This is a genomic window from Mycobacterium sp. 2-64, from assembly GCF_035918375.1.
Lineage (GTDB): Bacteria > Actinomycetota > Actinomycetes > Mycobacteriales > Mycobacteriaceae > Mycobacterium > Mycobacterium intracellulare.
Genome location: NZ_CP142361.1, coordinates 1,675,239 through 1,701,387, shown reverse-complemented (window position 1 = coordinate 1,701,387; position 26,149 = coordinate 1,675,239). Strand labels below are relative to the sequence as shown.

Annotated in this window: 22 protein-coding genes and 1 pseudogene; 4 read left to right on the top strand and 19 right to left on the bottom strand. The window is 70.0% G+C overall.

Going from position 1 to position 26,149, the window contains the following annotated elements; all coding sequences use genetic code 11:
* Positions 1-10 precede the first annotated feature (10 nt).
* Genes QGN31_RS08265 through QGN31_RS08255 form a run of 3 tightly spaced genes read right to left on the bottom strand, consistent with a single transcriptional unit; the run spans position 11 to position 3,089 of the window.
* Entirely contained in the window at positions 11-1,108 is a 1,098-nt protein-coding gene (locus tag QGN31_RS08265; RefSeq protein ID WP_014942577.1) for an acyl-CoA dehydrogenase family protein, read from the bottom strand.
* Positions 1,109-1,119: 11 nt separating this feature from the next.
* On the bottom strand, positions 1,120-2,310 hold the full coding sequence (locus QGN31_RS08260) for an acyl-CoA dehydrogenase family protein (protein WP_008258625.1): 1,191 nt from the start codon (positions 2,308-2,310) through the stop codon (positions 1,120-1,122).
* Entirely contained in the window at positions 2,307-3,089 is a 783-nt protein-coding gene (locus tag QGN31_RS08255) for an SDR family oxidoreductase (protein WP_008258626.1), read from the bottom strand. Before QGN31_RS08255 ends, QGN31_RS08260 begins: the two co-directional genes overlap by 4 nt.
* Before the next feature lie 99 nt (positions 3,090-3,188).
* Between QGN31_RS08255 and QGN31_RS08250 the strand changes: the two genes are divergently transcribed.
* A complete protein-coding gene (locus tag QGN31_RS08250) occupies positions 3,189-3,503 on the top strand; it encodes a hypothetical protein (protein ID WP_008258627.1) in 315 nt (104 codons plus the stop codon).
* A gap of 14 nt (positions 3,504-3,517) precedes the next feature.
* Here the strand turns inward: QGN31_RS08250 and QGN31_RS08245 are convergent, their stop codons facing one another.
* Together QGN31_RS08245 and QGN31_RS08240 are read right to left on the bottom strand one after the other, a co-directional pair.
* Positions 3,518-6,745, bottom strand: a complete 3,228-nt coding sequence (locus tag QGN31_RS08245; RefSeq protein ID WP_014942578.1) for an acetyl-CoA carboxylase family protein — start codon at positions 6,743-6,745, stop codon at positions 3,518-3,520.
* Positions 6,742-8,273 (bottom strand): annotated as a pseudogene (locus QGN31_RS08240) (class I adenylate-forming enzyme family protein). Before QGN31_RS08240 ends, QGN31_RS08245 begins: the two are co-directional and overlap by 4 nt.
* Positions 8,274-8,332: 59 nt before the next feature.
* On the opposite strand from QGN31_RS08240, the gene QGN31_RS08235 reads away from it, so the two are divergent.
* Positions 8,333-9,142: a thioesterase family protein gene (locus tag QGN31_RS08235; protein ID WP_036390089.1), complete on the top strand. Its 810-nt coding sequence runs from the start codon at positions 8,333-8,335 to the stop codon at positions 9,140-9,142.
* Here QGN31_RS08235 and QGN31_RS08230 read toward each other — a convergent pair.
* The 6 genes from QGN31_RS08230 to QGN31_RS08205 all read right to left on the bottom strand — a co-directional run bounded on the left by QGN31_RS08230 (position 9,133) and on the right by QGN31_RS08205 (position 13,561).
* Entirely contained in the window at positions 9,133-9,594 is a 462-nt protein-coding gene (locus QGN31_RS08230) for a flavodoxin family protein (RefSeq protein ID WP_008258632.1), read from the bottom strand. The two genes, QGN31_RS08235 and QGN31_RS08230, sit on opposite strands and share 10 nt — an antisense overlap.
* The gene (locus QGN31_RS08225) at positions 9,587-10,045 is read right to left on the bottom strand and encodes a hypothetical protein (RefSeq protein ID WP_009952956.1); all 459 of its coding nucleotides are present in this window, start codon (positions 10,043-10,045) and stop codon (positions 9,587-9,589) included. The genes QGN31_RS08230 and QGN31_RS08225 overlap by 8 nt, the downstream gene beginning before the upstream one ends.
* Positions 10,042-10,779 carry a 4-hydroxy-tetrahydrodipicolinate reductase gene (gene dapB / locus QGN31_RS08220; protein WP_043955799.1) on the bottom strand — a complete coding sequence of 246 codons (738 nt, stop codon included), beginning with the start codon at positions 10,777-10,779 and terminating at the stop codon, positions 10,042-10,044. The genes QGN31_RS08225 and dapB overlap by 4 nt, the downstream gene beginning before the upstream one ends.
* A 91-nt stretch (positions 10,780-10,870) precedes the next feature.
* Complete coding sequence (locus QGN31_RS08215) at positions 10,871-11,410, bottom strand: hypothetical protein (protein ID WP_043955801.1); 540 nt, start codon at positions 11,408-11,410, stop codon at positions 10,871-10,873.
* A gap of 64 nt (positions 11,411-11,474) precedes the next feature.
* Entirely contained in the window at positions 11,475-12,557 is a 1,083-nt protein-coding gene (locus QGN31_RS08210) for an NAD(P)H-dependent amine dehydrogenase family protein (RefSeq protein ID WP_014942580.1), read from the bottom strand.
* On the bottom strand, positions 12,554-13,561 hold the full coding sequence (locus tag QGN31_RS08205; protein WP_014385409.1) for a Rieske 2Fe-2S domain-containing protein: 1,008 nt from the start codon (positions 13,559-13,561) through the stop codon (positions 12,554-12,556). Before QGN31_RS08205 ends, QGN31_RS08210 begins: the two co-directional genes overlap by 4 nt.
* 196 nt (positions 13,562-13,757) lie before the next feature.
* On the opposite strand from QGN31_RS08205, the gene QGN31_RS08200 reads away from it, so the two are divergent.
* The gene (locus QGN31_RS08200) at positions 13,758-14,333 is read left to right on the top strand and encodes a hypothetical protein (protein ID WP_009952948.1); all 576 of its coding nucleotides are present in this window, start codon (positions 13,758-13,760) and stop codon (positions 14,331-14,333) included.
* 5 nt (positions 14,334-14,338) lie between these two features.
* Here QGN31_RS08200 and QGN31_RS08195 read toward each other — a convergent pair whose 3' ends face one another.
* The 5 genes from QGN31_RS08195 to QGN31_RS08175 form a co-directional block, all read right to left on the bottom strand.
* Entirely contained in the window at positions 14,339-15,415 is a 1,077-nt protein-coding gene (locus QGN31_RS08195; RefSeq protein ID WP_014380638.1) for a PDR/VanB family oxidoreductase, read from the bottom strand.
* Between the two features lie 8 nt (positions 15,416-15,423).
* A complete protein-coding gene (locus QGN31_RS08190; protein ID WP_014385411.1) occupies positions 15,424-17,175 on the bottom strand; it encodes an SDR family oxidoreductase in 1,752 nt (583 codons plus the stop codon).
* Between the two features lie 3 nt (positions 17,176-17,178).
* A complete protein-coding gene (locus QGN31_RS08185) occupies positions 17,179-18,087 on the bottom strand; it encodes a metal-dependent hydrolase (RefSeq protein WP_014942581.1) in 909 nt (302 codons plus the stop codon).
* A 102-nt stretch (positions 18,088-18,189) separates the two neighbouring features.
* Positions 18,190-19,647 carry a flavin-containing monooxygenase gene (locus tag QGN31_RS08180; RefSeq protein WP_014942582.1) on the bottom strand — a complete coding sequence of 486 codons (1,458 nt, stop codon included), beginning with the start codon at positions 19,645-19,647 and terminating at the stop codon, positions 18,190-18,192.
* Between the two features lie 22 nt (positions 19,648-19,669).
* Complete coding sequence (locus QGN31_RS08175; RefSeq protein ID WP_009952942.1) at positions 19,670-20,131, bottom strand: SRPBCC family protein; 462 nt, start codon at positions 20,129-20,131, stop codon at positions 19,670-19,672.
* Between the two features lie 98 nt (positions 20,132-20,229).
* Between QGN31_RS08175 and ald the strand changes: the two genes are divergently transcribed.
* On the top strand, positions 20,230-21,345 hold the full coding sequence (ald, locus tag QGN31_RS08170) for an alanine dehydrogenase (RefSeq protein WP_014942583.1): 1,116 nt from the start codon (positions 20,230-20,232) through the stop codon (positions 21,343-21,345).
* A 12-nt stretch (positions 21,346-21,357) separates the two neighbouring features.
* On the opposite strand, the gene QGN31_RS08165 is transcribed toward ald, so the two are convergent.
* The 3 genes from QGN31_RS08165 to QGN31_RS08155 are packed head-to-tail and all read right to left on the bottom strand — an operon-like array spanning position 21,358 to position 26,053.
* Positions 21,358-22,383: a nitronate monooxygenase gene (locus QGN31_RS08165; protein WP_009952939.1), complete on the bottom strand. Its 1,026-nt coding sequence runs from the start codon at positions 22,381-22,383 to the stop codon at positions 21,358-21,360.
* A gap of 60 nt (positions 22,384-22,443) precedes the next feature.
* Positions 22,444-23,805: a M16 family metallopeptidase gene (locus QGN31_RS08160; RefSeq protein ID WP_014385415.1), complete on the bottom strand. Its 1,362-nt coding sequence runs from the start codon at positions 23,803-23,805 to the stop codon at positions 22,444-22,446.
* On the bottom strand, positions 23,792-26,053 hold the full coding sequence (locus QGN31_RS08155; protein WP_014380645.1) for a polyribonucleotide nucleotidyltransferase: 2,262 nt from the start codon (positions 26,051-26,053) through the stop codon (positions 23,792-23,794). Before QGN31_RS08155 ends, QGN31_RS08160 begins: the two co-directional genes overlap by 14 nt.
* Between the last annotated feature and the right edge of the window lie 96 nt (positions 26,054-26,149).

The following is a 26,149-nucleotide window of genomic DNA, read 5'->3' as shown; positions in this document are numbered from 1 at the left end:
CGCGGGGCCGTCAGGTCGGCGGCAGGTTCACCAACTCGGCCAGCCGGGCGCGGTGCCGGTAGCCGGTGCCGAACGCCAGCTGGTCGCTCTTGGCCCGCTTGAGGTAGAGGTGCGCGGGATACTCCCAGGTCATCCCGATGCCGCCGTGCAGCTGGATGCATTCCTCGGCGGCGTGCACGGCGATATCGCTGCAGTAGGCCTGGGCGATGGCGGCCGCCGCGGCCGCGTCGTCGTCGGCCCGGGCGCAGGTGTCGGCCGCGTAGCGGGCCGCGGCCGCGGCGGCGCCGACGTCGAACCACAGGTCGGCCAGCCGGTGCTTGATCGCCTGGTAGGAGCCGATCGTGCGGCCGAACTGCCGGCGCTGCCGGGCGTAGTCCAGCGTGGTGTCGAAACACCATTGGGCGACTCCGAGTTGCTCGGACGCGAGCAGGGCCGCCCCGGTGAGGACGGCATCGGCCACCGGCCCGTCGCCCGCGCCGACCTTCGAGGAGGGCGCGCCCGAAAACGTCACGGCGGCAAGGGGTCTGGTCATGTCCAGCGCGAGCAGCGGCGACACCTGCACGCCCGCCGCGGCGCGGTCGACGGTGTGCAGCTCGAGCCCGTCCGGACCGGTGACGGGCACCACCAGCACGTCGGCCTCGCCGGCGCCGGCCACGGCGGTGACCGATCCGCTGAGTCCGCCGGGTCCGCCGCTGACCCCGGTGACCGGGTCGTCCGGCGCGGTGGTCAGCGGCACCACCAACGCCGCCGTCAGCTCGCCCTGGGCCAGCGCCGAGACGGTCCGGGTGTCCCCGGCGCGCAGCAGTGCCACCGTGGCGAGGACCGCGCTGGACAAGAACGGCACCGGCGCAACGGCCCGGCCGATCTCCTCCATGACCACCGCAGCCTCGCGGGCGCTTGCGCCGGCCCCGCCGAGCGACTCGGGAACGAGCAGGCCGGCCACGCCCAATTCGGTGGCCAGCGTCCGCCACACGCCCGAGAAGTCTTGGGGTTGGGCGTCATACACGCCGGCCACCGATTCGGGCGGGCAACGCTCGGCGAAGAGCTGACGGACGCCGGCCCGCAGCGCCTCTTCGGTGTCCGAATAGAGCAGGTCCCCGGTCAGCACGGCAAGGGGGCTCATCGGGGCAGGTCCTTCCACGCGGCGTCCTTGTCGACGCGGTGTTCACCCGGCAGGCCGAGGATCCGCTCGGAGATGGTGTTGCGCAGGATTTCCGACGTGCCGCCCTCGATCGAGTTGCCGCGCGCCCGCAGGTAGCGGTAGCCGGGCCCGCGGCCGACCAGGTCGACCGTCTCGGGCCGGCGCATGGTCCAGTCGTCGTAATACAGGCCGGATTCGCCGTGCAGCTCGATCTCGAAGCCCGAAATCGCTTGCGCCAGCTTGGCGAACGCCACCTTCATGCCGGCCCCCTCGGGCCCCGGCTGACCGGTGGCGGCCTGCTGCCGCAGCCGTTCACCGGCGAGCCGGAAGACCTCCGCCTCCACCCACAACCGCATCAGCTGATCGTGCATGGCGGGGTCGCGCAGGGCCGGCTCGGCGCGCCAGGCGTCGGCGACCTTGCCGATGTGGCCGCCCTCGCGCGGCGCGCCGGCGCGGGAACCGATGGCGACCCGTTCGTTGTTCAGCGTGGTGGTCGCGACCCGCCAGCCCCCACCCTCCGGGCCCAGCCGGTTCGCGTCGGGCACCCGGACGTCGGTGAGGAAGACCTCATTGAACTCGGCCTCGCCGGTGATCTGGCGCAGCGGCCGGATCTCGACGCCGGGCTGCGTCATGTCGCAGAGAAAGTAGGTCAGGCCGGCGTGTTTGGGCACGGCCGGATCGGTGCGGGCGACCAGGATGGCCATGTGCGCGTGCTGCGCCTGCGACGTCCACACCTTCTGCCCGTTGACAATCCACTCGTCGCCGTCGCGGACCGCGCGGGTCGACACCCCGGCGAGGTCGGATCCGGCACCCGGCTCGCTGAACAGCTGGCAGTAGATCTGCTCACCGGTGAACAACGGGCGCAAGAACTTTCGCTTCTGTTCGTCGGTGCCGAACGCCGCGATGGTCGGCGCGGCCATGCCCATGCCGATGTAGTTCTTGGGGGTGCCGCCCACCGGCGCCCCGGCGGCGGCCAGCCGGGCGTCGACGCGCTCCTGAGCGGTGCGCGGCAGATCCAGCCCGCCGAAGCCCCGCGGCAGGTGCACCCAGGCCAGTCCCGCATCGTATTGCGCGCCAAGGAATTCCCGCGCGTCGCCGTCCTTCGGATCGTGCTCGTCGAGCAGTGCCTGCACCCGCGCGTCCAGCTCGGCCGCGTCGAAGGCGTTCATTGACCGCCGCCGGGGGCGGACCGGAATCCCTGCGCGGCGCCCAGCAGCAGACCGCCGTCGATGACCATGGTTTCGCCGGTGATCCAGCTCGCGGCGTCGGAAACCAGGAAGGCGACCGCCGCGGCCACGTCGATCGGTTCGCCGATGCGCCCGAGCGCGATCGACGACGCCAGCGGATCCTCGTGGTCCTTCCACAGCGCCTCGGCCAGCCGGGTGCGCACCACCCCGGGGCAGATCGCGTTGACCCGCACGCGCGGCGAAAGTTCCAGCGCCAGTTGCTTGGTGACGTGGATCAGCGCCGCCTTGGTGGCGTTGTACATGCCCATCGCCGGGGACTGGTGCATGCCGCCGATGGAGGCCGTGTTGACGATCGATCCGCCGTGCTCACCCATCCACGACTTGACGGCGAGCGAGGTCCACAGCAGCGGAGCCCACAGGTTGACGTCGAAGATCTTGGTGAAACGGGCATGATCCTGGTCGATCAGCGCGCCGTACGCGGGGTTGGTCCCGGCGTTGTTGACCAGGATGTCGAGGGTGCCGAAGCGCTCGAGGGTCATGTCCACGCAGCGCCGGGCGGCCTCCTCGTCGACCGCGTGCGCCCCGACGCCGACGGCCCGCTCGCCGACCTGCGCGGCGGCCTCGTCGGCCGCCTCCTGCTTGCGCGCGGTCAGCACCACGTTGGCGCCCGCTGCCGCGAGCTGTTGAGCGATCGACAGGCCAATTCCACGTGACGCGCCGGTGATGATTGCGGTACGGCCGGTCAGATCTTGTGAGGTCATGTCGTTGGCCTTCCGTCGTTTGCCACCGAATCTTATTCGCGATGTTTTGGACATGTGTTGAGGTGGTATGCCACGCGCATGCTATCGAAATTGACACTCATGAAACCGCTGGTTGTCGCCGGGGCTGTGGCTGCGGCTATCGCTGCCGCGCCCGCGGCCGTTGCTGACGTTTCCGTAGCCGGACCAGCGCCGACCCACATCACCTTCAAGCAGGATCCGGGCGGTGGCGGCTGCGACGCCAACGGGAACTGCGGCTCGGGAGGCCAGTTCGAGGGTCCCGGCGGCGGACCCGGTGGTCAGGGCTGCGTCCCGGGTGTGGGCTGCGGCTCCGGCGGCCAGTTCGCCGGCCCCGGCGGAGTGCCCGGCGGCACCGGCTGCCTGCCCGGCGTCGGCTGCGGCTCCGGCCACGGATAATCGCTCAAACCCGGTCAGCCTCCCGAGAGCCTGGTGATCCAGGCCCGGGAGGCTGACGGGTCTATCACGTCGTCCAGCTCGAACGTGGTGGCCGCACGCAGCGCTTTGCCGTGCTCGTAGGCGGCAGCCACGAGGCGATCGAAGAGGCTCTGCCGTTCGGCGGGATCGTCGACCGCGGCCAGCTCCTTGCTGTAGCCAAGGCGCACAGCGCCTTCCAATCCCATGCCGCCGATCTCGCCGGTCGGCCAGGCGATGGTGAACTGGGGCGCGCGGAAGGAGCCGCCGGCCATCGCCATCGCGCCGAGCCCGTATGCCTTGCGCAAGATGATCATGCCCAGCGGCACCGTCAGCCGCGCGCCGAGTACGAACATGCGGCCGAAGCGGCGCACCGCCGCCTGGGTCTCCGCGTCAGGACCCACCATGAAGCCGGGGGTATCGCACAGCGAAATCACCGGCAGCCCAAACGATTCGCACAGGGCCAGGAAGTCGCCCGCCTTGTCGGCCGCCTCGGCATCGATCGCGCCGCCCAGGTGGTGGGTGCTGTTGGCGATCAGCCCGTATGGCACCCCTTCGACGCGCACCAGCGCGGTGACGATGCCCACGCCGTAGTCTCCCCGCAGCTCGAGCACGGATCCGACGTCGACGATCGCCTCGATCGCCCGGTGCACGTCGTAGGCGCGTAACCTGTTCTGCGGCACCACATGCCGGGCCAGCCGGGGGTCGGGCGCTTCCCACTCACCCAGGCTGCCCTGAAAGTAGGACAGGTACAGCTTGGCCAGCGCCACCGCGTGCGCCTCGTCCCGGGCGACCAGGCCGACCACGCCGTTGCGGCGCTGCACACCGATCGGCCCGATCGCCTCCGGCGGGTACACGCCCAGCCCGCCGCCCTCGATCATCGCCGGCCCGCCCATCCCGATGTTGGCGTCCGGCGTGGCGATGATCACGTCGCAGACCCCGGCCAGGGCGGCGTTGCCGGCAAAGCATCGGCCGGACACGATCGACACCAGCGGCACCTCGCCGCGCAGCCCGGCCAGCATCCGGAAGGTCGGCACGTCCAGCCCGGCAGCGCCGCCGACGTCGGTGTCGCCCGGCCGGCCCCCGCCGCCCTCGGCGAACAGCACCACGGGCAGTCGCTTGCGCGCGGCCAGGTCGAAGGCGCGATCGGTTTTGGCGTGGTTGCGCATGCCCTGCGTGCCGGCCAGCACGGTGTAGTCGTAGGACACCACGACGGCCTCGGCGGCGGCCCGCCCGAACCGCTCCGCGCCGATGGTCGCCAGGCCGGCCACCAGGCCGTCGGCCGGGGTGTTGGCGATCAGGTCCTCTTCGGAACGGCGGCTGCGCTGCGCCGCGATGGCCAACGCGCCGTATTCGACGAAGCTGCCGGGATCGACCAGATCGGCGATGTTCTCCCGCGCGGTGCGGCGGCCTTGCTGGTGCCGCTTGGCGACGGCCGCCGCACGGCCCTCGTCCAGGGTGAGCGCGTGGCGCCGCGTCACCTCGTCGAGGTCGGCGCGCGGCCGGTCGAGATCGGTTGCGGCCCTTACGGATTCTCCGCCGTCCCCCGCGTCCGCGCGGGTGAAGATCAGCAGCGGGTCGCCGGTGCCGACGACCTGCCCGGACGTTACCAGAGTCCGGACGGTCCGCAGCGCGTCCGGCGCGACGAGCACGTGCTGCATCTTCATCGCCTCCAGGACGACCAGTTGGCTTCCGGCGGCGTACTGCGCCCCCTCGGGCGCCACCTCGACCACGGTGCCGGCCAGCTGCGCGCGCAGCGCGTCCTCGCCGGGATAGAGCTCGACCTCCGCCGGCGCCGGCTCTTGCTCGTGTGATTGCGCGGCGCGGGCCAGCTCGGGAAGTTTCTCGTCGACGAAATCGGTGCTCACCCAACCGGATTCGACGCGGTCCGCGCGCAGCAGCTCGCGGAGGAATCCGATGTTGGTGTGGATGCCCTCGATGCCGAACTCGGACAGGGCGGTGCCGGCTTTGCGTAGCGCCGCCGGCCACGACGTCCCCCGCACATGGACGATGACCTTGGCCAGCAGCGAGTCGTACTGGGGGCTCACGACCTGCCCGGGCCGGCCATAGGTGTCGACCCGCACGCCCGGCCCGCTGGGCGGGGTGAACGCCGTGAGCGTGCCCGCCGACGCCAGCACGGAGAAGTCGGGCCCGAACGTCTCCGCGTTGACCCTGAGCTGAATCGCGATGCCGCGCTGGGCGGCCGGCTCGCCGATGACTTCGAGCCCGTCGGACGCGATGCCGGCCGGCAACCCCAGCCCGTAGAAGGACGCGCCGCCGGCGATCGCCAGCTGGACGGCCACCAGGTCGAGTCCGGTGGTTTCCTCGGTGACGGTGTGCTCTACCTGGATTCGCGGGTTGACTTCGAGGAAGACGAAATCCTCGCCGGTGACCAGGAATTCGACCGTGGCCAGCCCGCGCAGGCCCACGCGCGCGCACAGCCGCACCGCCGCCTGATGCAGCGCCCGGCGCAGCTCATCCGAAAGCCCTTGGGCGGGGGCTATTTCGACCAGCTTCTGGTAGCGGCGCTGGATGCTGCAGTCGCGATCCCCGACCGCCAACGCGTGCGTCTGGTGGCCGGCCGGTGCGGCAACAACCTGCACCTCGATGTGGCGGGCGTCGTCGAGGAGCGCCTCGGCGTACAGCGCCGGTTCGCCGAAACCCAGCTGCGCCTCGGCCGCACAGCGCTGGTAGGCGTCGTCGATCTGATCGGCGCGGTGCACCTTGCGCATTCCCCGTCCGCCGCCGCCGGCGAGGGCCTTGAGCATGATGCCGCCCTGCTGCGCCGCGAAGAACGCCTTGACGTCCACGCCGCTGCTCGCCCCGTCGGTCGCGGGAAGCACCGGCACCCCGGCGGCCAGCGCGGCGCCGCGGGCCGCGGTCTTGTGGCCGAGCAACCCGAGCACCGCGGGGTCGGGGCCGACGAACGTGAGGCCGCCGGCCGCGCACGCGTCGGCGAATTCGGCGTTCTCGCTGAGGAATCCGTATCCGGGGTGGATGAGGTCCGCGCCGGAGCTCTTCGCCACCGCCAACACGGCGGACTGGTCCAGGTAGGCCCGCGGGCCGCTGCCGGGCAACCCGATCGCCTCGTCGGCCGCGTGCACGTGCGGGCTCTGCGCGTCGTCGCCGGCGTACACCGCGATGGTCCGCATGCCCAGTTCGGTTGCGGTGCGGATGATCCGCAGTGCGATCTCGCCGCGGTTGGCGACCAACAGGCTCGCGCTCATCGCAGCGGCTCCCCCCACCGCACCTGTTCGCGGAGCCTGGCCTTGAGCAGCTTGCCGCCGGCGTTGCGCGGCAGCGCGGTATCGACCACCGTGACGTATTGCGGCACTTTGAAATCGGCGAGCCGGCCGCGGCAGTGCTCCAGCACGGCCGGCACGTCGATGTCGTCGTCACCGCCGAACAACACCGCCCCCACCTTCTCCCCCATGACGTCGTCGGCGACCCCGAGCACGCAGGCGTCCGCGACGTGGGGCGCCCCCAGCAGCACGGCCTCGACCTCGACGCTGGAGACGTTCTCGCCCCCGCGGTTGATGATGTCCTTGAGCCGGTCGATGAGGTGCACCCTGCCCGCGTCGTCAACGCGCACCACGTCGCCGGTGTGCAGCCAGCCGTCGGCAAAGGTCGTCGCCGTGGCTTCGGGCCGGTTCCAGTAGCCGGCGGTGACGTTGGCGCCGCGGGTCACCAGCTCACCCACGCCGGGCTCGTCCCCCAACGGGATCAGCCCGAGGTCCACCGACGGGACCGCGTACCCGACCGAGTCGGCGTGTTCGACGGCCTCGCCGTCGGGCAGCACCGTCATCAGCGATGCCGTCTCGGTCATGCCGTAGCCGTTGAACACGGTGGCGTGGCCGAACGCGTTCTTCACCGTCCGCACCAGCGACGGGGCGATGGGGGCCCGCCGTATCCCACCCACCGGATCCCCGAGACGTCGGTCCCGGCAAACCCCTTGTGCCGCAACAACAGTGAGTAGATCGCCGGCACCGTCACCAGCACCGACACGCGCTCGGCGCCCAGCGCGGCGATCAACGCGTCGAGGTTCAGGGTGGGCATGATCACCGACGCTCCCCCGAGCCGTGCGGCGGCCAAAAGTTGTGAATTGCAACCCGTCACGTGGAACAGGGGAACCGAGATCAGCGTCCGCATTCCCTCGCCCAGGTCTCGCGGTTGTTGCAGACACCGGATCGCGTTCTCGGTGTTGGTCAGGAACGCCTCGTGGGTGGTGGGCACCCCTTTGGGGTGGCCGGTGGTGCCCGACGTGTAGAACAGGGCGGCCACGTCGGTGCGGCCAAGTTGCTCGCTGACGTACGGCGGCCCTTCGGGCAGCGGGGAATCCGGCGCCAGATCGAGCCCCGCACCCGAGTCGGACAGGACGAAGTCGACCTCCGGTTGAGCGGAGCGCGTATTGACCGCCACCGCAATGCCGCCGGCCATCACGACGCCCCAGAACGCGAGCACCCAGTCGATCCCCGCGGGGTAACGCACCGCGACCCGGTCGCCCCGCTTGATGCCTTCCGCGCGCAGCCCACCAGCCACCCGCGCGGCGCGGTCCCAGAGTTGTCGGTACGTCAGCCGGCCGCCGCCCAGCTCGACCAGCGCCTCGCTGCCCGGACGGGTGTCGACGTGTTCGGCGAGCATGTCCAGCAGGGTGGCGGGCAGCTCGTCGTAGCGCGGGACGCCGTCGCGGCCGCGGGACACGCCGACCGTCGGGAACGGGTTGTGGTCGGGCGCGATTTCGATCACTGGAGGCATACCCGGTCCTTACTATCCGGTGTCCTATCGTGATAGCGGTGACGAACGATTCCGCCATCATGCCCGAGGCGTTTTTCACTGTAGACGGCGACTCCTACGTTCCGGGCGCGATGACGCAAGGGCCGTGGGGCGCGGCCATGGGCGGCCAGATCGTCGGCGGCCTGTTGGGTTGGGGCATAGAGCAATCCGGCGTCGATCCGGACCTGCAGCCCGCCCGGTTCACGGTCGACCTGTTGCGCCCGGCGCTGATGTCGCCGGTGCAGATCCGGACATCGGTCCTGCGGGAGGGTCGGCGCATCAAGCTGGTCGACGGCGAGCTGGTACAAAACGGCACGGTCGTCGCGCGGGCCAGTGCGCTGTTCCTCCGTCGCGGCGATCATCCGGACGGCCGGGTGTGGTCCTTCCCGGTCGAGATGCCGCCGCCGCCGACATCCTCCGACGGCTTCCCGGAGGCCATGCCGTTCCTCATCTGGGGGTATGGGGCCACCCGCGACGGCAGCCCGGGCATCGCCGCCGGCGAGTGGGAGCAGTCCGACTCGCAGAAGTTCGCGTGGGCCAGGATCTTTCGACCGATGGTGCAGGGCCACCCGCTGACCCCGTTCACCCGGCTGGCGTTCGTCGGTGACATCACGAGTTCGCTCACCCATTGGGGCACCGGCGGATTGCGCTACATCAACGCCGACTACACCGTCACCGCTAGCCGGTTGCCCGACGGCGAATTCCTGGGGTTGGCCGCCCAGAGTCACTACGGCACGGCCGGGGTCGCCACCGGGGCGGCCACCCTGTTCGACCGGCGCGGCCCGCTCGGCACCAGCTCGGCGCTGGCCCTGGCGCAACCGGCCGACGCGTTCAAGCCGACCTACGCGTAATCCATCAACTGGGCGGCGACCGTCGCCCCGAGTTCCCAGCACGCCTGCAGCTGCTCCTTGCCGGGCTTGCCCGAAACCACCACCGTCTCAGCGGCTTTGGACCAACCCAGCCCGGTCGTGATGGTGTCGACCGCGCGCTCGGCGCCCTCGGTGCCCTCGTTGCCGTGCAGGTACAGCCCGAACGGTCGCCCGCGGGTGGAGTCGAGCAGCTGGTAGTAGGAGCAGTCGAACGCGTGCTTGAGGGCGCCCGAGATGTAGCCGAGATTAGCCGGGGTGCCCAGCAGGTAGCCGTCGGCGGCCAGCATCTCGGCCGGCGACACCGTCAACGCCGGGCGGCGCAGCACCTCCACACCCTCGATCTCGGGGTCGGTCGCGCCGGAGACGACCGCCTCGAACATCTCGTGCGTGTGCGGCGACGGCGTGTGGTGCACGATCAGCAGCGTCTTACTCATGGTCGCCCTGCAGGTTCACGGCCGTCTTCATGGCTTCGCGGGCGCGGCGTCGATCCCCGGCGTAGTCATAGGCGCGGGCCAGCCGGTACCAGCGCCGCCAGTCGTCGGGGTGGTCTTCCACTTCGGTGCGCACCGTGGCGAACAGCGCGTCGGCCGCGTCTCGCTGGATGCGGCCCGACGGCCGGCGCGGCAGGTCGCTGGTGTCCAGTTCCATTCCGTCGGCGGCGATCAGGCGCGCGAGCCGCTGATGCGCGAACCCCGCGCGCAGGGTCGCGACCATCGCCCACAGGCCGATGACGGGCATGACCAACACCGCCAGCCCGAGACCGACGGCGGCGGCCCGCCCGGAGGCGATCATGGCGACGGCCACCCGTCCCAGCAGCGCGAAGTACACCAACAGCGCGACGCACATGAAGGCGACGAGCAGTTGGGTGCGCAGCGCTTTGGTCATTGCAGGTTGAGCAGGGGCTCCAGGCCCACCGTCAGTCCGGGGTGTTCGGTGATGCGCCGCACCGCCAGCAGCACGCCCGGCACGAACGAGGTCCGGTCGAGGCTGTCGTGGCGGATGCTCAGCGTCTCCCCCTCGGTTCCGAACAGGATCTCCTGGTGCGCGACCAGCCCGGCTAGGCGCACCGAGTGCACCGGGATGCCGTCCACGTCGGCGCCCCGCGCGCCCGGCAGGCTGGTGCTGGTGGCGTCGGGGTTGGGCGGCAAGCCTTTTCGTGACTCGGCGATCAGTTTGGCGGTGCGCGTGGCGGTGCCCGACGGTGCGTCGGCCTTGTGCGGGTGATGCAGCTCGATCACCTCGGCCGAGTCGAAGAAGGGCGCCGCCTGCCTGGCGAAGTGCATCGACAGCACCGCCCCGATGGCGAAGTTCGGCGCGATCAGCACCGAGGTTTTCGGGTTCTCGGCGAGCCAGGCCCGCACCTGCTGCAGACGCTCGGCGGTGAAGCCGGTGGTGCCGACGACGGCGTGAATCCCGTTGCCGATGAGGAACTCCAGGTTGCCCATCACCACGTCGGGGTGGGTGAAGTCGATGACCGCCTCGGTGCCGCCGTCGGTCAGCAGGCTCAGCGGGTCACCGGCATCCACCTCGGCGGACAGCGTCAGATCCTCGGCGGCCCGCACGGCGGCCACCATCGTCGATCCGACTTTTCCCTTGGCTCCCAGCACTCCCACTCGCATGGCCTTCACCCTAGACCGAGTCCCTTCTGCGCCGCGGCGTGCGTCGAGGGGTTATCTCAATGACAGCTCGAACGTGGGTTTCTCGCGCCGATCAGGTGTGGACGATCCAGGCCGCTTCGGTGTAGGGAGCGGGTTGCGAGGGATCGTTAATCGTGATGTACAGCTCGCCTCCCGTCGGCATAGCGAAACCGACGAATCCATGTGCGGTCTGCCCGTCGTGAAGGCCACCGGATTCCAGCGGGGGCATCTTGTTCAGTCTCTGGTAGTCGACCGCCATCGTTGCCGGCTGGGGGGCGTCGTTGCCGCCGCCGTATCCGGCGAACATATAGCGCTGGTCGAACTGGAAGAAGTAGTGAGACGTCGCGGTGATCGTCATTTCCACCACGTTGCATGCGGAGCCAGGCGTCGGACTCGCAAAATGCGAGGCGCACCCCGGCGGTAACCACGTTGCACTGTCGATAGTGATGTCGGCGGTCGCGCCGCCGGCCGCCCGCGCATGCACGGGCACGCCCATCTGACCGGTCGGGAACGGTGGGCTCTCGGACGCGGGGTCGGCCGAACCGGAGGGACACGAGCATGTGGCAATGACCGCCGCGGCCGCGGCTGCCGCACCTACAAATCCCGCGTGCACCACGGGTGGTTACCCGCGGCGCTGCCACGAGAAACGCGTGGCTGGCGGCGGTGCGACGCCTCGCCTACTTTTTGAACCGCCCGGCGAAGCCGCGCAGCGGCAGGTCGGCGCTGGTGATCAGCCCCGGCGGCGCCGCGATCACCGACTTGATCGCGGCGAGGGCGGGCATGCCGGTCACGGTCATGCCGATCGAGGCGAAGCTGTCCGGGTTGGACAGGTCCACGCCGGGCTTGGGAAAGATCATGTGCTTGTTGTAAATGCACGGATCACCCTTGATCTGGGTGATGTAGCAGCCCTTGATGTTCCAGCTGGGGTCGGTGTGCGGGGTCATCTGCCATTCCAGGTGTGTCTCGACCCGCGGCACGCCGTCGACCATGCCCTGGTACTTGATGTAGTTGCCGCCCAGCGAGCCCTTGGGCAGCGTGTACCAGCCCAGGTCGACGTCCTTGGTGCAGGCGCCCAGCTCGTAGCTGAACCTGACCTCGTCGAGTGTCAGGTCGAAGCAGTCGGCCATCATGTACACGCTGTCGGCGAAGACGCGGGTGTACTTCTCGAGCTTCGACGGGATGTCGGGATCGTCGACCGGCTGGCCGTAGCCCACCTCGATCCAGGTGTCCTTGGAGTGGTGGCACGACACGTCGACGGACTCGATGGTGGTGATGTTCTCGATGTCGGCGACGTCGGCCGAACACACCACGCCCAGAATCTGATTGAGCCCCGGGTTCATCCCGGTGCCGTAGAACGTGGCACCGCCCTTCTCACAGGCGTCCGCCAGCAGCTTGCTCACCGGTTTGCCCGACGGGTGCGGGTGATTGGTGTCGCGGTGCCAGCCGGTGATCCAGTCCGCGGTGGTGACGATATCGATGCCCGCCTCGAGCACGTGTAAGTAGAGGTCCTCGTCGGGGAACACGCCGTGGAAGGTCAGCACGTCCGGCTTGGCGGCGATGATCTCCTCGATGGTGCCGGTGAACTTGACCCCGTTGGTCCCCACGCCGGCGAACTCCCCGGTGTCCGTGCCGACCTTCTCCGGCGAATAGGCATGCACGCCAATGAGTTCGAGATCGGGCTGGGTCGCGATCCGCCTGATCATCTCCGAGCCGACGTTGCCGCTTCCGACCTGAAAGACGCGGATCGGTGCTGTACTCATTGCGCTAAGCCTTCCTGCGATACGAATGCCTCGGGATAGAACTGCTTGGCCCACTGGCGAATTGCCGTGAATCCCTCGTACTCGTCGGGGGCCAGCGCGGGTGGATCCGAATACCGTTGGTGCTGCCAGATTTCGATGTCCTGGGTGAACTGGCGGATCACTTCCTGGCCGAATTCGGCCGCCTTGCGTTCGGCGCGTTCCGAATCGCCGCCCGGCGCGCGGCCGATGTAGACCATGAACCGGACGTCGGAGGTGCGCTCGTCCACCGGGGTGATCGCGGAGATGGTGCGGTTGTCGATCATCCCCCAGCTCTTGGTCACCGCGATGCCCAGGCCGCCGTTGATGGCCTGCACGCCGCTGTTGACGTCCTCGATCAACTGGGCGTCGTCGCCCTCGAAGGTGATGGTGAAATCGACGTACGACACCGGCTCGGCGAAGTCGTGGCGGGTGAACACCGGCACGATCGGGGTCTTGTGCACGAACTTGAAGTGCGCGAAGTCCACCCCGTTTTCCAGCACGTACTGCGGGTGCATCTCCAGGGTCTCGCGGTACAGCCGCTGCTGCGGGTAGTAATCGTCGGCGGTGCTGCCGTCCTCGAAGGCGGCGAACACATCCGGCGGCTCGAAGTACGGTTCGCGGCGCTCGACGTCGTGCCAGATGTAGACCGACGCGTTGCGTTCGACCACCGGGTAGGTGCGCATGCGCCGGCCGCGGTTGGGGCGGTCCTGGTACGGGATGCAGACGTTGCGCCCCTCGGCGCTCCACTGCCAGCCGTGGAACGGGCACTGCAGCACCTCGCCGACGACGGTGCCGCCGTACCCCAGGTGCGCCCCGAGGTGCTCGCAGTAGGCGTTCATCACGGTGAGCTGACCCGATTCCGCGCGCCAGGCGACCATCTCGGAGTCGAAGTACTTCATCTTGTGCACGTCGCCGACGCCGATCTCGTCGGACCAGGCGACCTGGAACCAACCGGTCGGCTTCATCGACAACGGCGGCTTAGCCATCGAACCCTGCCATGTGAGCTGCCCTCCCTCGGGTACGAATATAAGCCGCGCCCCGAGAAAATCAAAGTACCCTCTATGAAAACGTCGGCGGCCTGCCCGCCCGAGTGGATAAGATCGCCCAATGACCCCTCAGACCAGCGGAGCCGGCATCGCGGGCCGGCGCCCGAACCGGCGGGGCCATGCGACTCGCGAAAGCATGCTCGAGGCCGCGCTGCGCTCGCTGGCCTCCGGCGAGCCGGGCTCGGTATCGGCCAACCGCATCGCCAAGGACATCGGCGCCACCTGGGGCGCGGTGCAGTACCAGTTCGGCGACACCGACGGGTTCTGGGCCGCGGTGCTGCACCGCACCGCGGAGCGCCGCGCCGCGACGTTCTCGACGCTGTCGGCCCCGATCTCGCCGGACGCCCCGCTGCGCGAACGCGTCGGCGCCATCATCGACACCCTCTACACCGGCCTGGCATCGGCCGATTCGCGCGCGATCGAGAACCTGCGCGCGGCGTTGCCCCGCGATCCCGACGAGCTCGAACGCCTCTATCCGCGCACGGCCGCCGAGCTGTTTTCCTGGGGCAAGAGCTGGCTGGAGACCTGCCAGCAGGCCTTCGCCGGTCTGGCCGTCGACCCCGACCGGGTCCGCGAGGTGGCCGCCCTGATCCCCGGCGCGATGCGCGGCCTGGTGTCCGAGCGCCAGCTGGGCTCCTACGCCGACCTCGACATGGCGCGCCGGGGCCTGACCAACGCGCTGGCCGCCTACCTGGAGCCGTCCCGACCGTAACCGGCTCAGGCGTCGATGACCACCCGATCGCCGCCGGCCCGCGACACGCACACCAGCATGCCGTCGTCCCCGGGCGAGGCACGCCCGCGGTGATCCACCTGCCCGGCAAGCACTTTGACCCGGCACGTGCCGCAGAACCCCTGCCGGCACGAGTAGGGCGTCGTCGGGTCGCGGTCCAGCATGACGTCCAGCGCCGTGCGGTTGGCCGGCACCGCGAGCACCCGCCGGGAGCGCGCGAGCTCGAGTTCGAACGGAACCCCGTCGACAACGGGCGCCGGGCTGAACCGCTCGTAATGCAGTGGCGCCCCGGCATATTGGTCGCGAGCGATCCGCACGGCCTCGAGCATGGCGCTCGGGCCGCACACGTAGACGGCGGTCGCCGGGCCGGCGCCGGCCAGCAACTCCGCCACGCTCGGGAAGCGGCCGTGCTCGTCGTCGGCCCACACCGTCACCCGGTCCGGGTCCACCGACACCACCTCGTCGAGCAGCGGCATGTACTCGCGGCTGCGCCCGGTATAGATTGCGCGCCAATCGATCCCGCGCTGCGCGGCCGCGCGGATCATCGGCAGGATGGGGGTCACGCCGATGCCGCCGATGACGAACAAGACGTCGCGCTCGGCGGTGCCGAGATAGAACGCGTTGCGCGGGCCTTCGAATTCGCACGTGTCGCCCACGCCGAAAGCCTCGTGCATCTCGATGGATCCGCCGCCGCCGCCGGCGATGCGGCGCACCGCGATGCGGTAGTCGGTGCGCCGCCCGGGCGGACCGCACAGCGAGTACTGCCGGCGCCGGCCGGAGGGCAACAGGACGTCGATGTGCCCGCCGGGCGTCCAGGAGGGAAGCAGCCCCCCGTCGGGGTCGGCCAACGTCAGCGCGACGACATCGGGCGCGACGAGCTCGCGTTGGGTCACGACCGCGGTCAGCGTGCGCTGCACCGGCTTCACCCGCGAGGGTTCCCACCGCGACACCGAGGCGAATCCCTCGAACACCGCCCGCACACCCCACAGCAACGACCCGAAGCGGTCGTGGGCGCGCCGGCCGTACAGGTCGGCGGGCCTGCTGGCCCAAATGCTTTCCGGCACCGGTCCCCCTAGGTCTGCCGAATGTCCAACCGCGCGAACAGCCGGACCGCCCCCGGGCTGATGCGTCGCATCGCGTAGCCGATCCTGGATTCGGCGGCGATCGGCAGCACCGCCGGTCCGGTCTTGACGGCCTTCACGATCGCCTTGGCGGTCGCCTCGGGGGTGAAGTTGCGGCGCCGGTAGGCGGCGTCGGCCTTGCCCCGCGCCCGCTCCTGCTGCTCGGCGCTCATCCCGGCGTAGATGGTGCTCTTGGCGATGTTGGTGTTGACGAAGCCCGGGCACACCGCGGTGACGCTGATGCCCTCGTCGGCGAAGTCGGCGCGCAACGATTCGCTGAGCGCCAGCACCGCCGCCTTGGTGGTGCTGTAGGCGACCATCGACTTCGACGGCAGGAAGGCCGCGGCCGAGGCCACGTTGATGATCGTTCCGCCCTCGCCGCGCTCGACCATCTGCGCACCGAACGCCCGGCTGCCGGAGATGACGCCGCCGACGTTGACCCCCATGATGTTTTCCCAATTCGCCGAGCTGGTCTCCAGGAAGCGGCCCGCCATCCCGATGCCGGCGTTGTTCACCAGGATGTCGACCACCCCGTGCTCGTTACGCACTTGTGTGGCAAGGTCGTTCATCGCGGCCTCGTCGCTGACGTCGACCTGGTAGACCGCGGCCTCGGCGCACGCGGCGCGGACCGCGTCGGCGGTCTGGTCGGCGGCCGCCCGATCGCGGTCGGCCAGCACGATTTTGCGGGCGCCGCGCCGGGCCAGCTCCACCGCGGTGGCCCTGCCGATCCCGGCACCCGCGCCGGTGACCAGGGCGAGCTTGCCGCGCACCTCGCCCCGTTCGCCGCGCGACTCGACCGCGGGCGGCGCACCGGCGACGGTCCGGTCGACCCACTCGGCGGTCAGCCGGGCGACGACGTCGGGGCGCGAGGTCACCACCCAGTGCCCGCCCTCGATCGCGATCACCCTGGCGCCCTGAGGAATTGCGCCGGTGAAGCGCTGCAGCGCGGGGGTGACGAAGACGTCCCGCCGCGGAACCAACGTCTGGACCGCGACGGAGGTCTCGGGGAGTTGCGGGCCCGGCGCCAGCATGGGCGCGGGCATGTTCTGCCGGTACAGGTTGAGCCCGTTGACATAGTCGGTGAGCGACCGCCTGGTGTCGTGGCGCTGGCTGCGGGTGCTGGAGCGGCCGATGCGCTCAAGGGCCTCAATGACTTTCACGCCGACGCGCGAGCGAAACGACAGCTCGGGCACCCCCGGGCACAGGAAGAAGCCGATGTAGCCCGAGGAGATCAGCTGCCTGGCGACCTGGGCCACGGCCCGTGGGGTGCGCGCGGACCGCAGAAACGCCCCCGCGTATTGCAGGTGCGGGCCCGAGATCGACGTGAACGAGGCCACCTTGGGCATCACCGAGTCGTCGGTGACCGCCGCCCAGGCCTGGATCGAGCCCCAGTCGTGGCCCAGCAGGTGGACCCGCTCGACGCCCAGGCTGTCGATGACCGCCTCGATGTCGGAGACGAGCTGCGCGAACCGGTACCCGGAAGGCTCTGCGGGAGAAGATGATTCACCGGCCCCGCGCACGTCGTAGGCGACGAAGTTGTAGGGTCGGCCGGCCAGCTCGCCGGCGACGCCGTCCCACACGTGGTGGTTGTCCGGAAAGCCGTGGATCGCCAGGATGGTCGGGCGCGCCGGGTCGATGTCGGTGTAGCGGTGCACGGCCAGCGTGACGCCGTCGCTGGCGGTGATGCGAGACGTGGTGCCCATCGGTCAGTGCGAGGCCCGCGCGGCCGGTGAGACGGCCAGGTAGTCCACGGCCAGTCCCAGCCCGCCGAGCTGCGAGGGGTGGAAGCCCGGGCGGTAGTAGTTCCCGATCGCACGCACGAATCGCAGTGGCCCGGGCACCAATCCGCGGCGCGCGGCGGCGAAGTAGTCCCGCCAGCGCGGCTTGGCGCCCGGCGGCAGGTGGGGATCCAGCGAGTACAGGAACCGCACGCCGCGAATCCACAACAGCAGCATGGCGGGCGACACGACCAGCTGGGCGCGGACCTGCCGCCAGTAGCCGGCCCGCAGATGCTTCATGGTGTCGAAGGCCACCGCCTTGTGTTCGACTTCCTCGGCGCCGTGCCAGCGCAGCATGTCCAGCATCACCGGATCGGTGCCGATCGCGTCGTGGGCCGGCGAATTCAGGATCCACTCGCCCAGGATGGCGGTGTAGTGCTCGATGGCGGAGACCACGGACACCTGCTCGAGCAGCCAGCTGTGCTGGCGGCGCTCGCTCCAGCGGGGCCGCGGCCCGAGCAGCTTGTCGAACAGCCACTTGATCTGTCCGGTATAGGGGGTCAGGTCGATGCCCCGCGCGGCGAAGTGGGCGAGCACGCCGGCGTGCGCCTGGGAGTGCACCGCCTCCTGCCCGATGAATCCCTGGACGTCGAGCCGCAGCTGATCGTCTTTGATCAGCGGCAGGGTCTTCTTGAACACGTCGACGAAGAACTCCTCGCCCGCGGGCAGCAGCAGGTGCAGCACGTTGAGGACGTGGGTGGAGAACGGCTCGCCGGGCACGTAATGGAACGGCAGTGCCGCCCAATCGAAGTGCACGTCGCGCGCCTCGAGGACCAGCCGTTCGTGGTCGAGCGACGCGTCGTGCGGACCCGCCGCCTGGTCGTCAACGGTCAGCATTATTGCCCCCTACCTCGGCGTTTCCGACGCCGCGCGCTGCCAGTATAGTTGCGCAACCAAGTATGCGGAACCAGCGGTACCGGGTTTTGTCCCGGCCGGTGTCTAGGGCGCGACCGGGCGCAGGTCGTAGGATCCCGGATCGGTGTTGGCCAGCATGGCGCGGTGCGCGGCCGGGGTGAACGGCCACACCTCGGGCACCCCGTCCTTGTTGAGATACCAGCTGTCACAGCCGGTGGTCCACACGGTGTTCGGCATCGCGGCCCGCAGCCGGGCGTTGAAGCTGTCGGTCGCCGAGCGTGTCGGTTCGACGGTGTCGAATTCACCTCGGCGCCAACGCTGGATCCACCCCAGGATGTGATCGGCCTGCGATTCGGCGACGGTCGTGAGCGCCAGGTTGCCGACCGGGCTGTGCGGCCCCAGCATCATGAAGAAGTTGGGGAAGCCCGGCATCGCGACGGTCTGGTAGGCCCGCGGCCCGTCGCGCCACACGTCGTCGGCGGCGATGCCGTCGCGGCCGATCAGCCGCATCGGCCGAAAGAACGCGTGGGTGTCGAAGCCGGTGGCGAGCACGATGATGTCGACGTCGTGCAGGACGCCGTCGTCGGTCACGATGCCGCGCCGCTCCACGTGGTCGATGCCGGCGGTGACCAGGTCGACGTCGTCGCGCTGCATCGCGCGGTAGAAGCCGCCCGACATCACCAGCCGTTTGCACATCGGCGTGTAGTCGGGGGTCAGCGCCCGGCGCAGTTCGGGGTCGCGGACCTCGCGGAGGCTGGCGCGGCACAGCGCGCCCATGATCTTTCGGCGCACGCCGGGCTTGGTCAGCCCCACCGCGAAGAGGTCGAACACCATGCTGTAGCCGCGGTACGCCACCCGGTCCAGCCACGGAAACCGGTTGCGGGTGATGCCGGCCAACCGGGTGTAGCGGGGGTTGGGCAGCTTGAGCACCCACTGCGGCGTCCGCTGGAACAGCACGACCCTGCCCGCCACGCCGGCCAGGCCGCAGACGAGTTGCACGCCCGTGGACCCGTTGCCGACGATCGCGATCCGCCGGCCGGCCAGCTCGACGGAATGGTCCCAGCACGCCGAGTGAAAGACGTGGCCGCCGAAGTCGTCCAGGCCGGCGATCGACGGCATCCGGGGATGGTGCAACACGCCGGTGGCCGTGATCAAAAAGTCCGCCGCGCACTGTTCTCCGGCGGCGGTGCGCAGGGACCAGCGCCCGTTCTCGAAACGGGCGTCGGTGATTTCGGTGCCGAACCGGATGCGGTCCCGCAGGCCGAACCGGTCCGCGATTTTCCGGAAGTAGTCCTGGATTTCACCGCCCGGTGAGAACATGTGCGACCAGTGCGGGTTGGTGGCGAACGTGTACTGGTAGACCCGGGACGGTATGTCGCAGGTCAGGCCCGGATAGGTGTTGTCGCGCCAGGTGCCGCCCACCTCGTCAGCCTTTTCGAAGATCGTCACATCGGTAATGCCGCTGCGCAGCAACGCAATTGCGACGCACAGCCCGGACATGCCCGCTCCGACGACCGCTACGGCGGGATCGCGTCGCGTCATCGGAACTCCCGCGGCTCTTCGGCTACTCGGTTTCGGCGCGCTGCTTGAGGCGCTGCAGGGTGAGCCGGATGTGCTCGGTGTTGGCGGCCACCCGATCGCTGACGCCGGTGGCCTTGCCGGCGACCTTGCGGAACCACCCGGGCCGGCGGTCCCAGGTGCTCTCGGTGACCTCGCAGCCGCCGTCCGCCGCGACGATGTCGTACTGCCAGCGGGCGACGGGAAGGATGCTGTAGCGCACGTCGAAGGCGAAGCGGCGGCCCGGTTCGGCGTCGGTGACGGTGCATCTGGTGCTCCAGCGCCGGCCGCGGTTCTCGTTGTGGCCCGCGAAAACCGCGCCCGGGGCGACCGCCTCACCCTTGCGCCACTGCATCGCCACCGCCTCCTCGGCCAGCGAAGCCAGGGTGGGCAGGTGGGTGATGAGCCGGTACACCACGTCGGGGCGGGCGTCGATCTGCACGGTGGCCGAAACGCACGGGGCGGTCATCCGCCGATCATAGCCAGCGGGCGATGCGATGCACATCGATTGCGGGCCCTGTGAAGTTTCTTCACAATCGAAAGTGACTGCGCGAACGAGGGGCGATCATGCGAGTCGGCGTACCGACCGAGACCAAGACGAACGAGTTTCGCGTGGCCATCACCCCCGCTGGTGTCGCCGAGTTGGTCCGCCGCGGACACGACGTGCTCGTCCAGACCGGCGCCGGCGAGGGATCGGCGATCGCCGACTCCGAGTTCAAGGCGGCGGGCGCGCAACTCGCCGATACGGCCGAACAGGTTTGGGGCGACGCCGACCTGCTGCTCAAAGTCAAAGAACCCGTGCCCGCCGAGTATGAGCTGTTGCGGCGCAACCAGATTCTGTTCACCTACCTGCATCTGGCCGCCTCGCGCGCGTGCACCGAGGCCTTGCTGGCGTCCGGAACGACGTCGATCGCGTACGAGACGGTCCAAACCGCCGACGGCACACTGCCGTTGCTGGCGCCGATGAGCGAGGTGGCGGGCCGGCTGTCCGCTCAGGTGGGGGCGTATCACCTGATGCGCACCCACGGCGGGCGCGGCGTGCTGATGGGCGGCGTGCCGGGCGTCAAGCCGGCCGACGTCGTCGTGATCGGGGCGGGTACCGCGGGCTACAACGCGGCCCGCGTCGCGAACGGCATGGGGGCGATGGTGTCGGTGCTCGACGTCAACATCAACAAGCTGCGGTTGCTCGACGCCGAGTTCGGCGGGCAGGTCCGCACCCGGTACTCGTCGGCCTACGACTTGGAGGGCACCGTCAAGCGCGCCGACCTGGTGATCGGCGCGGTGCTGCGCCCCGGCGCCAAGGCCCCCAGCCTGGTCTCGAATTCCCTTGTCGCGCAGATGAAACCGGGCGGGGTGCTGGTCGACATCTCGATCGACCAGGGCGGCTGCTTCGAGGACTCGCGGCCGACCACGCACGACGACCCGATCTTCGCTGTGCACGACACGCTGTTCTACTGCGTGGCCAACATGCCCAGCGCGGTGCCCAAGACGTCGACGGTGGCGCTGACGAACGCGACCATGCCGTATGTGCTCGCGCTCGCCGAGCGCGGCTGGCGTGCGGCGTGCCGATCGGATCATGCTCTGGCCAAAGGCCTTTCGACGCACGACGGCGCGCTGCTGTCCGGGCAGGTGGCCGCCGATCTCGGGCTGCCGTGCACCGACCCCGCCTGCGTGCTGGGCTAATCGGCTAATCGGCTAATCGGTGGCCACGAGGCCGGCGATGATGTCGGCCGCGGGGCCGGCGCTGGCGTGCTTGAAGGCCGCCCCGGCCCACAGCGGTATCCCGTTCGGGTCCTCGAGGGCGGCGGCGGCTTCCCGGATGGGCGATGTCATCTGGTTGACCTCGGGGTAGCCCAGCGGCGCCACGTGGTCGAGCATGCGGGTGAAGTCGTTTTCCAGCCCGCGCGCGTAGCGGCCCGAGAAGGCCCGTGTCACAACGGTGGTCGCGAACAGCGGGTTCTTCAGGGCGGTGCGGTGGGCGGGGTTGGTGCCGGCTTCGTCGGCGAGCAGCAGCGCGGTGCCGACCTGCGCGGCCACCGCTCCCCGGCGCAGGGCGGCGCCGATCTCGTCGGCGGTGCCCAGCCCGCCGGCGGCGATGATCGGGATGTCATGGGTGTTGCGGATGCGGTCGATGAGCTGGTGCAGCGACTCGTTGGCGGGTTCCATGTCGGGCGCGAACGTGCCGCGGTGCCCGCCCGCGGCGGGGCCCTGGACCACCAGGCTGTCGGCGCCGGCGGCGACGGCCACCCCGGCCTCGTACGCCGACGTCACCGTGACCATCACCAGCAGGCCCAGCGCGCCGAGGCGCCGGATCACGTCGGGCGGCGGGACGCCGAACGTGAACGACACCAGCTCGGGCCGGACGTCGGCGACCACCTCGAGCTTCTGTTCCCACCCGTCGTCGTCGCCGTAACGCGGGTGACCGACCTCCACCTGGTAGTGATCGGCGATCTCTTCGAGTTCGGCCGCGTAGTAGTCCAGGGCCACCCAGTCGGCCACACTGGGCTGGGGCACAAACAGATTCACGCCCAGCGGGCCGGTGGTGGCCTTGCGCGCGGCGGCGATGTCGTCGGCGAACCGCTCGGCGGTGAGATACCCGCCGGGGACGAAACCGAGCCCACCGGCGTTGGACACCGCCGCGGCCAGCGCGGGAGTCCCGGGGCCGCCGGCCATCGGGGCACCCACGATGGGCACCGCGATGTCCCAAAAGCCCAGTACCATTCGGCTAGTCCGCCGACGGCGAGCGCCGAGGGGGCGCGAGTGAGGAGGCGGACATTCGAGCTAGCCTACCATCGCCCGAAGTTGTTGGGGCAGTGACCGTTTGGTGGCATAGGGGCCGAGAACCGCGGCGCCGTAGCGCTGCCCGAGCAGCCGGCGGGCGACGGCGTTGACCTCATCGACGGTCACCTGGTCGATCTGCCGCAGGGTGTGCTCGATGCTGCGGTGCTTGCCGTAGTTGAGCTCGCTGCGGCCGAGGCGGCTCATCCGCGAGCCCGAGTCCTCCAGGCCGAGGACCAGACCGCCGCGCAGCGAGCCCTTGGCGATCCGGCACTCCGCCTCGGTGATGCCGTCGCGCGCGACGGCGTCGAGGACCGCACCGGTCACCTCCATGACCTCGGCGAAACGTTCGGGCTGGCACGCCGCGTACACGGACAGCGCGCCGCTGTCGGCGAAGATGTCCACCGTCGAGTACACCGAATAGGCCAGCCCGCGCAGCTCCCGAACCTCTTGGAACAGCCGAGAACTCAGGCCGCCGCCCAGCGCGGTGTTGAGCACCGACAGCGCCCAGCGGTGCTGCCAGCCGCGGCCGGGCGTGCGCACCCCCAGCGACACGTGCGTCTGCTCGGCGTCCCGGTGGCCCAGCGCCAGCCCGGGCCGGCCGTTGACCCGCCCGGCGCCCTTGCGCGGCGCGATGGGTGCGCGCCCACGGACTAGATGCGGGCCGAAGTGCTCGCGCACCAGCGCGACCACCTCGTCGTGGTCGACGTTGCCTGCCACCGCCACCACCATGCGTTCGGGCGTGTAGCGGCGGACGTGAAACGAGTGCAGCTGGCTACGCGTCATCGACGTCACCGACCGCGCGGTGCCGATGACGGGCCGGCCCACCGGGTGGTCGCCGAACAGCGCGCCCAAGAACATGTCCCCGAGCGCGTCCTCGGGGTCGTCGTCGCGCATCGCGATCTCCTCGAGGACCACGTCGCGTTCCAGTTCGACGTCCTCGGCGGCGCAGCGGCCGTTGAGCACCACGTCGGCGACCAGGTCGACGGCCAGCGCCAAGTCGCTGTCGAGCACGTGCGCGTAGTAGCAGGTGTGCTCCTTGGCGGTGAACGCGTTCAGCTCTCCCCCGACGGCGTCCATCGCCTGGGCGATGTCCACCGCGGTGCGGCTGGGGGTCGACTTGAACAGCAGGTGCTCGAGGAAGTGGGCCGCGCCGGCGACCGTGGCGCCCTCGTCGCGCGAGCCGACCCCGACCCACACCCCGACCGAGGCGGAACGCACCGCCGGCAGGTATTCGGTGACCACCCGCAAGCCGCCCGGCAGCGTCGTGCGCCGCAGTGCGGCGTGCGGGTCCGCCGCGGCCGTGTGGTTACCCCGCCGCAGCGCGGGGTCAGCTGCTCGCTTTCCCGAATCAGCTCGCGGCATCGGCAGGGGCGGCCGCCGGGGCATCGGCTGGCGCCGAGTTGTCGTCCTCCACCAGCACCAGCGAGATCTTGCCGCGCTTGTCGATGTCGGCGATTTCGACGCGCAGCTTGTCGCCGACGTTCACCACGTCCTCGACCTTTGCGATGCGCTTGCCCTTGCCGAGCTTGGAGATGTGCACCAGGCCGTCGCGACCGGGCAGCAGCGAGACGAAGGCGCCGAAATCCGTTGTCTTGACCACGGTTCCGAGGAAGCGTTCGCCGACCGTCGGCAGTTGCGGGTTGGCGATGGCGTTGATCCGGTCGATCGCGGCCTGCGCCGAGGGCCCGTCGGTGGCGCCGACGAACACGGTGCCGTCGTCCTCGATGGAGATCTGCGCGCCGGTCTCCTCGGTGATGCCGTTGATCACCTTGCCCTTGGGGCCGATGACTTCACCGATCTTGTCCACCGGAACCTTGATGGTGGTGACCCGCGGGGCATACGGGCTCATCTCGTCGGGCGCGTCGATGGCCTCGGCCATGACCTCGAGGATCGTCAGGCGCGCGTCTTTGGCCTGGCCCAGGGCGCCCGCCAGGACCTGCGACGGGATGCCGTCGAGCTTGGTGTCCAGCTGCAGCGCGGTGACGAAGTCCTTGGTGCCGGCGCACTTGAAGTCCATGTCGCCGAACGCGTCCTCGGCGCCCAGGATGTCGGTCAGCGTGACGAACCGCCGCTCGGTCCGGCCGTCGATCTCCACGTCGTCGGAGACCAGGCCCATCGCGATGCCGGCCACCGGCGCCTTCAGCGGCACACCGGCGTTCAGCAGCGACAGGGTGGACGCACAGACCGACCCCATCGACGTCGAGCCGTTGGAGCCCAGCGCCTCGGAGACCTGGCGGATGGCGTACGGGAAATCCTCGACGCCGGGCAGCACCGGGATCAGGGCCCGCTCGGCGAGCGCACCGTGCCCGATCTCGCGCCGCTTGGGCGAACCCACCCGGCCGGTCTCGCCGGTGGAGAACGGCGGGAAATTGTAATGGTGCATGTAGCGCTTGGAGGTTTCCGGCCCCAGCGAGTCGATCTGCTGGGCCATCTTGACCATGTCGAGCGTGGTCACCCCCAGGATCTGGGTCTCACCGCGCTGGAACAGCGCGCTGCCGTGCGCGCGGGGCACCACGGCGACCTCGGCCGAGAGCGCGCGGATGTCGGTGATGCCGCGGCCGTCGATGCGGAAGTGATCGGTGAGGATGCGCTGGCGCACCAGCTTCTTGGTCAGCGAGCGGAACGCGGCGCTGACCTCTTTCTCGCGGCCCTCGTAGGTTTCGGCGAGGCGCGCGAGCACCTCGGCTTTCAGCTCGTCGGTGCGCGCGTCGCGCTCGGCCTTGCCGCCGATGGTCAGCGCCTTGGCCAGCTCGTCGGTGGCCACCGAGGCGACCGAGTAGTAGACGTCTTCCTGGTAGTCCGGGAACGTCGGGAACTCGCCGACCGGCTTGGCGGCCGCCCCGGCCAGCTCCTCCTGCGCGGTGCACAGGGTGGCGATGAACGGCTTGGCGGCCTCGAGCCCTTCGGCCACAACGGTTTCCGTCGGCGCCTGGGCGCCGCCCTCGACGAGCTCGATGACGTTCTCGGTGGCCTCGGCCTCGACCATCATGATCGCTATGTCTTTTTCGGCGGCGCCGCCGCCGACTATGCGGCCGGCCACCACCATGTCGAACACCGCCCGCTCGAGCTGCTCGACGGTCGGGAACGCCACCCACTGGCCGTCGATGAGCGCGACCCGCACGCCCCCGATCGGACCCGAGAACGGCAGCCCGCTCAGCTGGGTGGAGGCCGACGCGGCGTTGATCGCCAGCACGTCGTACAGGTCGTTGGGGTCCAGGCTCATGACCGTGACCACGACCTGGATCTCGTTGCGCAGTCCGCTGACGAACGACGGGCGCAGCGGGCGGTCGATGAGCCGGCAGGTCAGGATCGCGTCGGTGGAGGGACGGCCCTCGCGACGGAAGAACGAGCCGGGTATGCGACCGGCGGCGTACATCCGCTCCTCGACGTCGACGGTCAGCGGGAAGAAGTCGAAGTGCTCCTTGGGGCTCTTGCTGGCGGTGGTCGCCGACAACAGCATGTTTTCGTCATCCAGGTACGCGACCACGGCGCCGGCGGCCTGCTGGGCCAGCCGGCCGGTCTCGAAACGGATGGTGCGGGTGCCGAAGCTCCCGTTGTCGATGGTGGCGGTCGCCTCGAACACGCCCTCTTCAATTTCAGCGACAGACATGGACGTCCGTACGGCCTCTCTTATTCGGCTGTTTCGCGTCGTCACGCGCAACCTGGAGAGGGTCCGCAGCGCCCGTTGGGGCCTGCGAGTCACCCT

What these genes read in the sequence shown, in the direction of transcription:
- QGN31_RS08235 (WP_036390089.1), top strand. Translation starts at nt 8,333, where the DNA reads ATGCCCGAGGCGTTTTTCACTGTAGACGGCGACTCCTACGTTCCGGGC.
- QGN31_RS08180 (WP_014942582.1), bottom strand. Translation starts at nt 19,647, where the DNA reads ATGACGCGACGCGATCCCGCCGTAGCGGTCGTCGGAGCGGGCATGTCC.
- QGN31_RS08260 (WP_008258625.1), bottom strand. Translation starts at nt 2,310, where the DNA reads ATGAACGCCTTCGACGCGGCCGAGCTGGACGCGCGGGTGCAGGCACTG.
- QGN31_RS08210 (WP_014942580.1), bottom strand. Translation starts at nt 12,557, where the DNA reads ATGAGTACAGCACCGATCCGCGTCTTTCAGGTCGGAAGCGGCAACGTC.
- QGN31_RS08205 (WP_014385409.1), bottom strand. Translation starts at nt 13,561, where the DNA reads ATGGCTAAGCCGCCGTTGTCGATGAAGCCGACCGGTTGGTTCCAGGTC.
- dapB (WP_043955799.1), bottom strand. Translation starts at nt 10,779, where the DNA reads ATGCGAGTGGGAGTGCTGGGAGCCAAGGGAAAAGTCGGATCGACGATG.
- QGN31_RS08225 (WP_009952956.1), bottom strand. Translation starts at nt 10,045, where the DNA reads ATGACCAAAGCGCTGCGCACCCAACTGCTCGTCGCCTTCATGTGCGTC.
- QGN31_RS08155 (WP_014380645.1), bottom strand. Translation starts at nt 26,053, where the DNA reads ATGTCTGTCGCTGAAATTGAAGAGGGCGTGTTCGAGGCGACCGCCACC.
- QGN31_RS08175 (WP_009952942.1), bottom strand. Translation starts at nt 20,131, where the DNA reads ATGACCGCCCCGTGCGTTTCGGCCACCGTGCAGATCGACGCCCGCCCC.
- QGN31_RS08190 (WP_014385411.1), bottom strand. Translation starts at nt 17,175, where the DNA reads ATGGGCACCACGTCTCGCATCACCGCCAGCGACGGCGTCACGCTGGCC.
- QGN31_RS08255 (WP_008258626.1), bottom strand. Translation starts at nt 3,089, where the DNA reads ATGACCTCACAAGATCTGACCGGCCGTACCGCAATCATCACCGGCGCG.
- QGN31_RS08230 (WP_008258632.1), bottom strand. Translation starts at nt 9,594, where the DNA reads ATGAGTAAGACGCTGCTGATCGTGCACCACACGCCGTCGCCGCACACG.
- QGN31_RS08185 (WP_014942581.1), bottom strand. Translation starts at nt 18,087, where the DNA reads ATGCTGACCGTTGACGACCAGGCGGCGGGTCCGCACGACGCGTCGCTC.
- QGN31_RS08250 (WP_008258627.1), top strand. Translation starts at nt 3,189, where the DNA reads ATGAAACCGCTGGTTGTCGCCGGGGCTGTGGCTGCGGCTATCGCTGCC.
- QGN31_RS08245 (WP_014942578.1), bottom strand. Translation starts at nt 6,745, where the DNA reads ATGAGCGCGAGCCTGTTGGTCGCCAACCGCGGCGAGATCGCACTGCGG.
- QGN31_RS08200 (WP_009952948.1), top strand. Translation starts at nt 13,758, where the DNA reads ATGCTCGAGGCCGCGCTGCGCTCGCTGGCCTCCGGCGAGCCGGGCTCG.
- QGN31_RS08165 (WP_009952939.1), bottom strand. Translation starts at nt 22,383, where the DNA reads ATGGTACTGGGCTTTTGGGACATCGCGGTGCCCATCGTGGGTGCCCCG.
- QGN31_RS08160 (WP_014385415.1), bottom strand. Translation starts at nt 23,805, where the DNA reads ATGCCGCGAGCTGATTCGGGAAAGCGAGCAGCTGACCCCGCGCTGCGG.
- ald (WP_014942583.1), top strand. Translation starts at nt 20,230, where the DNA reads ATGCGAGTCGGCGTACCGACCGAGACCAAGACGAACGAGTTTCGCGTG.